The sequence below is a fragment of the Streptomyces boluensis genome (assembly GCF_009908195.1).
GTDB classification, from domain to species: Bacteria; Actinomycetota; Actinomycetes; order Streptomycetales; family Streptomycetaceae; genus Streptomyces; species Streptomyces boluensis.
Genome location: NZ_JAAAHS010000299.1, coordinates 1 through 9,711, shown reverse-complemented (window position 1 = coordinate 9,711; position 9,711 = coordinate 1). Strand labels below are relative to the sequence as shown.

General features: G+C 71.4%; 7 protein-coding genes and 1 tRNA gene. 1 reads left to right on the top strand and 7 read right to left on the bottom strand.

The window, feature by feature from the left end; genetic code table 11:
* Positions 1 to 49: 49 nt before the first annotated feature.
* The 7 genes from GUY60_RS28320 to GUY60_RS39790 form a co-directional block, all read right to left on the bottom strand.
* Positions 50 to 718 (bottom strand): DUF8010 domain-containing protein, encoded by a 669-nt coding sequence (locus GUY60_RS28320; protein WP_161702848.1) that lies wholly within the window; start codon positions 716 to 718, stop codon positions 50 to 52.
* On the bottom strand, positions 715 to 1,146 hold the full coding sequence (locus GUY60_RS28315; protein ID WP_161702846.1) for an acyl-CoA thioesterase: 432 nt from the start codon (positions 1,144 to 1,146) through the stop codon (positions 715 to 717). The genes GUY60_RS28320 and GUY60_RS28315 overlap by 4 nt, the downstream gene beginning before the upstream one ends.
* Positions 1,147 to 1,156: 10 nt before the next feature.
* On the bottom strand, positions 1,157 to 2,821 hold the full coding sequence (gene ettA, locus GUY60_RS28310; RefSeq protein WP_161702844.1) for an energy-dependent translational throttle protein EttA: 1,665 nt from the start codon (positions 2,819 to 2,821) through the stop codon (positions 1,157 to 1,159).
* A gap of 244 nt (positions 2,822 to 3,065) precedes the next feature.
* Positions 3,066 to 4,511, bottom strand: a complete 1,446-nt coding sequence (locus tag GUY60_RS28305; protein WP_161702842.1) for a Cys-Gln thioester bond-forming surface protein — start codon at positions 4,509 to 4,511, stop codon at positions 3,066 to 3,068.
* A 178-nt stretch (positions 4,512 to 4,689) separates the two neighbouring features.
* The gene (locus GUY60_RS28300; RefSeq protein ID WP_161702840.1) at positions 4,690 to 5,205 is read right to left on the bottom strand and encodes a single-stranded DNA-binding protein; all 516 of its coding nucleotides are present in this window, start codon (positions 5,203 to 5,205) and stop codon (positions 4,690 to 4,692) included.
* 179 nt (positions 5,206 to 5,384) lie between these two features.
* Positions 5,385 to 7,448: a GTPase gene (locus GUY60_RS28295; protein ID WP_187370149.1), complete on the bottom strand. Its 2,064-nt coding sequence runs from the start codon at positions 7,446 to 7,448 to the stop codon at positions 5,385 to 5,387.
* Positions 7,445 to 9,061, bottom strand: a complete 1,617-nt coding sequence (locus tag GUY60_RS39790) for a dynamin family protein (protein ID WP_161702838.1) — start codon at positions 9,059 to 9,061, stop codon at positions 7,445 to 7,447. Before GUY60_RS39790 ends, GUY60_RS28295 begins: the two co-directional genes overlap by 4 nt.
* A 309-nt stretch (positions 9,062 to 9,370) precedes the next feature.
* Here GUY60_RS39790 and GUY60_RS28285 point away from each other — a divergent pair.
* A tRNA-Arg gene (locus GUY60_RS28285) sits at positions 9,371 to 9,443 on the top strand.
* Positions 9,444 to 9,711 lie beyond the last annotated feature (268 nt).

Here is a 9,711-nt window from a genome sequence, read left to right as displayed (position 1 = left end):
GTACGCGTACGGAGCGGCCCCTCGCCGTATCTGTTCCCGTGCCGAGAAGCTAGGCGGGCGTCACGCTGAGCGCCCCGGCTCCCGCCCTGCGCACGGCGATCGAGCCGTACGGCGTGCGCAGCCTGAGCCACGCGCCCGAGGAGAACAGCGCGGGCTCGCCCTCAGGGCCGGTCGCGGGGCGCAGGAAGCCGAGGGCCTGCGCCGCGTGCGCGGCCCGCACCGGCAGTTCGGTGTCGCCGACGGGTCGCGACCAGATCTCGCGGCCGATCCGGTCCAGCTCGCCCCGCGTGCGCTTCTCCGGGTCCAACTCCTCGGTACGCGCCCGGAATTCACCGACCGCGACACCCACCGCGCGGCGCACCGCGTCGAGTCCGGGCAGTCCGGGGACCTGCTGCCAGCCGCCGCGCGGGGGCAGCACCCCGGCCCACGGCGGACCGGTGACGGGCTCCGGCACGGCTGCCGTACCCGCCGACTCGTCGATCCCTTCGAGGAGTTCACCGGCGGAGACGGTGACATCGAGGTCGTGAGGACCGCTGAGCCGTGCCGCGCGGATGGCGAGCACCTCGAACGACGGCGGCCGCCCGAACACGGCGAGCGCGCCGCCACCGGCCTGCAGCCGTACCGCCGCGGCCTTGTCGTAGTGGATCAGCCGGGCCAGGAAGGCGGCCAGATCGGCCGCCTCCCCGGCGTCGGCGAAGTGCAGCGGCGCGGCCGTCATGCGGCAAGCGCCCCCGAAGTGTCGTCGTCCAGGTACTCCAGGAGGAACGACTTCTCCTCGGCGGAGATCCGGCGCGGCACCTGCGCCTCCAGGTTGAACGGCACGACCACCGTCGACGCCCGGACATACACCTGATCCGGGTCCTTGACCTCGTACGCGATGGTGAGCGAGGCCGCGCCTATCTTCGTCACCCACAGCTCGATGGTCACCGGCTCGTGCCGGTGCACCAGGGGCCGTACGTAGTCGATCTCGTGGCGGGCCACGACGGAACCGCCGGAGAACGAGGGCGAGCCGTCGCCCGGCGCGAGCCGGAACATGAAGTCGATGCGCGCTTCTTCCAAGTACCGCACGAAGACCGCGTTGTTGACATGCCCGAAGGCGTCCATGTCCGACCAGCGCAGCGGGCAGGAGTAGATGTGCCTGGTCACAGGATCGACCTCAGCCTCGCGTGAGCTTCTTGTACGTGGCACGGTGCGGACGCGCCGCGTCCGGACCGAGCCGCTCGATCTTGTTCTTCTCGTACGACTCGAAGTTGCCCTCGAACCAGAACCACTTGGAGTCGCCCTCGTACGCCAGGATGTGCGTGGCCACTCGGTCCAGGAACCAGCGGTCGTGGGAGACGACCACGGCGGCACCCGGGAACTCGAGCAGCGCGTTCTCCAGGGAGGACAGGGTCTCGACATCCAGGTCGTTCGTCGGTTCGTCGAGGAGCAGCAGGTTGCCGCCCTGCTTGAGGGTGAGCGCGAGGTTCAGGCGGTTGCGCTCACCGCCGGAGAGCACGCCCGCGGGCTTCTGCTGGTCCGGGCCCTTGAAGCCGAACGCGGAGACGTACGCCCGCGACGGCATCTCGACATGGCCGACGTTGATGTAGTCCAGCTCGTCCGAGACGACGGCCCACAGCGTCTTCTTCGGGTCGATGTTCCCGCGCGACTGGTCGACGTAGGAGATCTTGACGGTCTCGCCGACCTTGATCTCGCCGGAGTCGGGGTTCTCGAAGCCCTGGATCATCTTGAACAGCGTGGTCTTGCCCGCGCCGTTCGGACCGATGACGCCCACGATGCCGTTGCGCGGCAGCGTGAAGCTGAGGTCATCGATGAGCATCTTGTCGCCGAAGCCCTTGGAGAGGTTGTTGACCTCGACCACGACGCTGCCGAGCCGCGGGCCCGGCGGAATCTGGATCTCCTCGAAGTCCAGCTTCCGCATCTTGTCCGCCTCGGCGGCCATCTCCTCGTAACGCGCCAGGCGGGCCTTGGACTTGGCCTGCCGCCCCTTGGCGTTGGACCGCACCCAGTCGAGTTCTTCCTTGAGCCGCTTGGCGCGCTTGGCGTCCTTCTGGCCCTCGACCTTGAGACGGGTCTGCTTGGTCTCCAGGTACGTGGAGTAGTTGCCCTCGTAGCCGATGGCGCGGCCGCGGTCGAGCTCCAGGATCCAGCCCGCGACGTTGTCCAGGAAGTACCGGTCGTGGGTGATGGCTACGACGGTGCCGGCGTACTTGGCGAGGTGCGCCTCCAGCCACTGCACGGACTCGGCGTCCAGGTGGTTGGTGGGCTCGTCGAGGAGCAGCAGGTCGGGCGCCTCGAGCAGCAGCTTGCAGAGGGCGACGCGGCGCTTCTCACCACCGGAGAGGTTGGTGACCGGCCAGTCGCCGGGCGGGCAGCCCAGGGCGTCCATGGCCTGCTCGAGCTGGGCGTCCAGGTCCCAGGCGTTGGAGTGGTCGAGCTCCTCCTGGAGCTTGCCCATCTCCTCCATCAGCTCGTCGGTGTAGTCGGTCGCCATCTGCTCAGCGATCTCGTTGAACCGGTCGAGCTTGCCCTTGACCTCGGCGACGCCGTCCTGGACGTTCTCCAGGACCGTCTTCTCCTCGTTCAGCGGGGGCTCCTGGAGCAGGATGCCGACGCTGTAGCCGGGCGAGAGGAACGCGTCACCGTTCGACGGCTGCTCAAGACCGGCCATGATCTTCAGCACCGTCGACTTACCGGCGCCGTTCGGTCCGACCACACCGATCTTCGCGCCGGGGAGAAAGCTCAGCGTGACGTCGTCAAGGATCACCTTGTCGCCGTGCGCCTTGCGCGTCTTGCGCATCGTGTAGATGTACTCAGCCAAGAGAAACCGTCCGGCAGAACTGGAAGTGGGCAGATACACCCCATCTTGCCTGACGGCTACCGCTGGTAGGAAACCCATATGGGGGATGGCCCCTGACCTGGCGGTTGTCGCGCCACCGTCACAGCTGATCTGTTACCGATCGTCGCCACCGGTCACCCCGACCCCCTGATGCGCCTCGGCCCCGCGTGCGTGAGCGGCGGGGCCGAGGGGCTCGGGTGGGTCGATCGGGGCGTCGATCGGGGTGCTACTCGCCCGCCTCGTCCTTCTTCTTGCGGAGCAGGAACACCGCGCCGCCGCCGACGACGACCAGGGCGATGGCTATGCCCGCGATGATCGGGGTGGCGTTGGAGCTGCCGGTCTCGGCGAGGTCCGGGCCGTTGCCCGCGCCGGTACCGCCCGCCGACGCGGGGCTCGGCTGGGACGAGGGCGAGGCGCTGCCGTCGTCGGCGCCGCCCGCGGTACGGCAGTCGAGGACGCCCTTGAACCGCTTCTCGAAGCCGTTCGGCCCGGTGATCGTGAAGTCGTAGGCCTGGTCCTCCTGGAGGGGGATCGTGACCGTCTGTGACGCCCCGGCCGCGATGGTGTGCTTGACGCCCATCAGCTGGAAGGTGAACGGCTGGTCGCCCTTGTTGGCCGCCGTGATGTCCACGCCGCCCTTGGCGCAGTTCCGCTGCGCGGACAGGGCGGGTATCGCCCCCTGCTCCGCCCAGTGCGCGGTGGCCGTGGCCGACACGGTCGACTCGCTGGACCCGGCCAGGATCTGGGTCTGGCTCTTGGTCTCAGAGGCGAAGGCCCGGCCCACGGGCACCGTGGTCGACGCCTGGAGGGTCAGCGCCGCGGTACCGGCGGGGGCGTCCTCGGGGACGTCGAAGTACAGCTGGTGCCCGTTGGCCGCGGAGGTGCGGGGCTTGCCGTCCTTGCCGACGATCTTCACGCCGCTCACCGCGGCGTCCGCGGGCGGGGCGACGGTGACGCTCTGCGCGTTGGTCCGTACGGTGACGGGACCGATGCGCTCACCCGACCTGCCCGAGACCGCGGGCGGGTCCAGGGACAGGGACGCCTTGGGCTCGGGGAGGTCGCGGGCGTTCTTCTGGAGGTAGTCCGCGAGCTTCTCGGCCTGCGGGTCGAGCGCCTCCACGTCGGCGCCGTCCGAGTACCGCCAGATCGCGACCTGGGTACCGGACGCCGCGGCCTGCTCGGTCAGCCCCCGGGCACCGGCCTTCTTGGCCAGTGCCGCGAGGTCGTTGACCTGCGGGTAGGAGTTCTGCAGGATCCAACGGATCTTGCCCGCCTGCGCGTTGTTGTTCAGCGAGGTCGCGCTCCAGGGGGTCTCCTGGTACTTCGCGTCCTTCTGGGTCGGGTTGTGGACGTCTATGCAGTACGTCTGCAGCGTGCCGCCGTCGTCCACGGCCATCTCGAAGAGACCCGCGGAGATCCGCTGCTGCTCGCCGTCCTCGCGGATGACTGCCTGGCCGTACGTCTTCAGTCCGCCCAGGGTCGCGGTCGCACCTCCCTGGTGCTGCGGGACCTCGTCGGCGACGGCCGGGCTCGCGCCCACGGTCGCGCCGGCCGCGACCAGGCCGGACACGAGGGCCGCGACGGCGAGGCGAGCGACACCACGCCGACGTACTGAGAACGAAGAAAACACTGAATTCCCCTCCGGGCGGGACCCGTTCGCATGGGGGGTCATGGGGGGTGTGGTCCCGCCAGCAGCATCAACTGCCCCGTGAGTTACGCCCGGCATCCTATGAAGCCCGCCGCACCTCGAATCCCTGTCATGCCATCAGATAACTGTTCCGACTCGGAATCGTTATCGCAGGCAACGACTTGTGACCTGCCGTTATCGACAAATACCCCATCGTGGCGCGCTACGCGGCCGGTTCGGGCTCGCGCTCGGGCCGGGGCGGTGGCAGCTCGAACTGCGGCTCGTCGTCCGGCTGTTGGGACGGAGTGGCCGCCGTCGCGGCCCCCGCACCCGTGCCCGCGGATGTCCCCGCCGCCGTCGCCGGGCCGGCGTACGTCTCGCTGCGGTTCGTGCGGCGGAACGCCGACGTACCCCGTGACAGGTCGTGGCCGAGCGCGGACGCCTCGATGTCCGCCGATGTCCACGACTGGCCGCCGCGCTCCTCGCTCCGCACCTTCAACCGGCCGCGTACCAACAGGGGTTCACCGACCGACACCGACGACGCCACGTTCGCCGCGAGGGAGCGCCAGGCCCACACCGTGAAGAAGTTGGTGTGCCCGTCCTTCCAGTCCTGCGTCCCGCGGTCGAAGAACCGGGCGGTCGCGGCGAGGCGGAAGCGCACCACCGGGCCGTTCGATGTCTCCCGGAAGACCGGCTTCGTCGCGACGTTCCCCACGACCGTCACCATCGTCTCGTTCATCTCGTCCCCCTCCCTGAGCCGGACCGCGAGGGCCCGGCCGCCGGCCCGCACACACGAACGGGCCCGTCCCGCACGGTGTCGCAGAGACCGATCGGCGATCTGCCGCGATCTCCAGAATGCGACCCGCGAGACGAGCCCGCTCCGGCCTGTGGACTACTCGCCGGTTGTGGACAACTCCGTCACCCGACCGTGGCCGTCCGCTTTCCCGACGCCCCCGATGACCCCGATGCCCCAGAGCCGGCGGACCGCGCCGAGCCCAGCGTCCCCATGGTCCCCAGGGACCCCATCGCGACCGAAGGACCGGCCCCGGCGGACCCGGTGACCTTCACGTACTGCTCGCGCACCTCCCGGTAGCGCAGCAGCTCGGCCGCGACCGGGTCGAGCACCTGGGCCCGGCCGCACGCGGCGGCGGCCTCGCGGAGTTTCCGCTCGGCCTCGACGCCGTACCGCCGGGCGGGCCCGCGCGCCGCCATCCGGCAGGCCCACTCGACGCCGGGGCCGCCCACGATGCCGGCGATCATGAGCAGTACGGGCGAGCCGAGGTTGGGCGTGAGGACGCCGATGACCTGCCCCAACAGCCAGAGCCCGCCGACGATCTGAAGGAGCGTCATCGAAGCCTGGGCGAGCACCGCGAGCGGCCACCAGCCGGGCCGCGGCGGGCGCCTGGCAGGGGACGCGGCCGTCATCGCCAGGTCGTCGAGCGCCTCCGGCAAGCCGTGCGCACCGCGTGCCGCGGCGTCCTTGACGGAGTGCGCCCAGGGCGCCGGAAGCCCGGCCGCCGCTTCGTCACCGACGGTGCGTACCGCCTGTTCGACGCGCTGGCGGGCGGTGGCCTCCTCGTCGGCGGGTGCGCTGGTGGCCGGCCTCGCGCGCAGGCCGGGGGCGCGCTGCGCCTCGTACCAGCGCCACAGGCGCAGCCACGGGGTGCCGCAGGCCTTGCCCGCGTTCCGGCGCCAGGCGCGCTCGGCCGCCTGCCCGGCGGCCGCGGCGCCGACCGCGTCGGCGAGCCGGTCGGAGAACTCCTCGCGGGCCCGCTCGCTGAGCCCCACGCGCCGCCCGGCCGCGTAGACGGGGCGCAGCCGGGCCGCGGCGGCGTCCAGGTCGGCGGAGATACGGCGGGCCGCGGCGCCGCGCTCGGTGACGAACTGGCCGAGCACCTCCCGCAGTTCACCGACGCCGTCGCCGGTGAGCGCGGAGAGCGCGAGCACGGTGGCGCCCGGTTCACCGTGCTCGCCGAGCGCGATGCCGTCCTCGTCGAGGAGCCGGCGCAGGTCGTCGAGGACCTGGTCGGCGGCGTCCCCGGGGAGCCGGTCGGTCTGGTTGAGGATCACGAAGCTGACCTCGGCGTGGCTTGCCATCGGGCGCAGATAGCGCTCGTGCAGGACTGCGTCGGCGTACTTCTCCGGGTCGACGACCCAGATCACGGCGTCCACCAGGGTGAGGATGCGGTCCACGTGCTCGCGGTGCTCGACGGCCGCCGAGTCGTGGTCCGGCAGGTCGACCAGGACCAGGCCCTCCAGATCGGGCCCCTGGGAGGTGTGCTGGAGGGGCCTGCGGCGCAGCCGGCCCGGGATGGTCAGGCGGTCGAGCAGTCCGGCGGCGCCGTCGGTCCAACTGCACGCGATGGGGGCGGCGGTGGTCGGGCGGCGCACTCCTGTGTCGGAAATGGCCACTCCGGCAAGGGCGTTGAACAGCGTCGACTTTCCGCTGCCGGTGGCGCCCGCGATGGCGACCACGGTGTGCCGGTCGGAGAGCCCGCGCCGGGCGGCGGCCTGGTCGAGGACGCGGCCCGCCTCCGCGAGGGTTCGGCCGTCGAGCCGGGTACGGGACAGGCCGACCAGTTCCCGCAGGGCGTCGAGCCTGGTGAGCAGCTCAGGCTGGTGCGCGGCGCTGTGCGGATCGCCGTCGCCGTCCGCCTCCTGGTCGAAGGCCTCCACGCGCGCGGGCGCGCCCGTACCGTCCGCGCCTTCGGTCGCGTCGCCCACGCGGCGGGCGATCAGGCCGTCGTCCCAGCCACGTTCCGCGTCGCCTTCGGCGGTCGCGTCCCCGGCGGCGCTGCCGTTGCGCACGCGCGCGTGGCGCCGGTCCGGCGCTTCTCGGGTGCCGTTCTTCGCCAGGGTGCCGCGTTCCGCTTCCGTGCTGGAGCCCGACGCCGGGGCGTCCGCCCCTGCGGTGTCCTTCGCGGCCGGTTCTACGGGTTCCTGGCCGCTGGTGCGGTCAGTGACAGCAGTCACCGCGGTCACCTCTCCTTCTTCAGTACGGACAGCGCGGCGATGAGTTCGGCCTGCGATTCCGGTTGGATTTCGAGGGCGTCGAGCGGGGCGACCCTGCGGTCGCGTTCGGTGCGCAGCACCTTCTCGACGCACGAGGTGAGCAGGCGCCCACCGCGGTCGCGCAGCCTGAGCGCGGCGTGCGCGCCGATCCGCTCGGCCAGCGCCTCCCCGGCGGAGCGGGCCCTGCGGCCGCCGAGCAGGGCCGTGGCGAGGAGCGCGGTGACCGCTTCTGCGTCGGGCGGGTTCTCCAGGCCGCGCACCTGTTCCTCCGCGTACTCCTCGAGGACGCGGCGCCAGCGGCGCGCCTCCAGGCCGATCCGGTGCTCGGCGCTCTCGCTCTCCGCTTCGCGCTCGGCGAGCTCTCCGGCGGCGGCCGCGGGCTCGCGGTGCCACCGCTCGTCGATGCGCTGCCCGGCCGCCGATACGGAGCACAGCAGCAGCGCGGCGAGGCTCTCCACGATCGCGTCGAGGAGTTCCCCGGCGCTGCAGTCCAGGGGGTAGCTGCGCCAGCGGCTGAGGGCGGTGCCGGCGAGGACCCCGCCGGCCTGCAAACGGCCCCGCACGCGCGCGTGTTCGGCGTCGTACGCCTCGTCGACGGCGGCGGTGAGGCGCAGCGAGGCCGCGTACTGGGCGGAGACCGCACCCGCGAGTTCGGGCATCCGCGAGTCCAGCGAGGCGAGCAGCCCCGACGCGGTGCGGCTCATGGCGTCGGCGCGGGCGGCCGGGTCCTGGGCACGGTGCGTGAGCCAGGCCCGCAGCGGCGCCACGGCGGTGGCCGGCAACAGCCCGCCGCCGCCCGCGGACTCGGGCAGTTCGGGGATCGTGAACCGGGGCACCTCACCGAGCCCGGCCTTGGTGAGCAGCGCGCCGTACTGCTTCGACACCTCGGCCAGGACCTGGTGCGGCACCCGGTCGAGGACGGACACCAGGGTGGCGTCGTACTCCTTGGCGGTGCGCAGCAGGTGCCAGGGCACGGCGTCGGCGTACCGCGAGGCGGTCGTCACCATGACCCAGACGTCGGCGGCGCACATCAACTCGGCGGCGAGTTCCCGGTTCCCGGCGATCAAGGAGTCGATGTCGGGTGCGTCGAGCAGGGCGAGCCCCAACGGCATGGTGGCCGCCGTCTCGACGCGCAGCACCCGCTCACCCGGCTCGGCGCCCGGCTGCGGTTCCTTGTCGCGGCGCCCGCGCGGCTCGTCCTGTCCTGGCGTCCATTCGCGGGTGAGCTCGGGCAGCACGCGCAGTCCCGCGAACCAGTGGTGGTCCTCCGGGTTGCACACCAATACCGGTGTACGTGTCGTCGGCCGCAGTACCCCCGCCTCGCTGACCTGCCGCCCCACAAGGGAGTTGACCAGCGTCGACTTGCCGGCCCCCGTCGAGCCGCCGATGACGGCGAGCAGCGGCGCCTCGGGCTGCCGCAGACGGGGCACCAGATAGTCGTCGAGCTGCCTGAGCAGCTCGTCCCGGTTGGCACGCGCGCGTGGCGCGCCCGCCAGTGGGAGTGGAAAGCGTGCGGAGGCGACACGGTCGCGCAGGGCGGAGAGTGCATCGAGCAGCTGAGGCCGTACGTCCAAGGTCACCACATGCGAAGAATGCCCAATTTTGGCGGCTTTCTGAAGGATATGAGCCCTCTGCGCGCCGATCGGACACTTGAGACAGACGGGACGTCTGTGGACACAGGCATAACGAGTGCACAACACCCGAGGCGCGAGACGCGAAAAGCGCTGCAGAATTCGTACCTGCCTGCGATTATCGGGACCGCTTCACCGAACCTCCACATCGCGGCGCGGAGGCGAAGCAACCGGGACAAGGACCCTGGAGCCCTATCCTTGTCATCGGCAAGGTCACGGATCTCCCCCACATCCGGGCTCCAGGCCACCGGCCGCCATCCGGCCCCCGTAGCTCAGTGGATAGAGCAGGCGCCTTCTAAGCGCTTGGCCGCAGGTTCGAGTCCTGCCGGGGGCGCACATAGCCTCTCACCTGCAGTGACGCGTGAGGGGCTGTTCCTTTCCGTTTGACCGGCGGCGCGTGCCGCTTTCCTCGCCGCTGGAGTCGATCTCCGCCAGGTATTGCGGGTCACCCACGAAGTCGAGCCGGCCGGCCGGGTGCTCGGCTCTGAGCAGAGCGGGGGCTTCGGGCCGTCGTCCTGTCATCGCGCTGCGATAGCCTCGAAAACGCCGGGCGAGGACCATAGGCACGGGGGGTGTCATGCCGGGGCAGGGTGTGGAGGGGG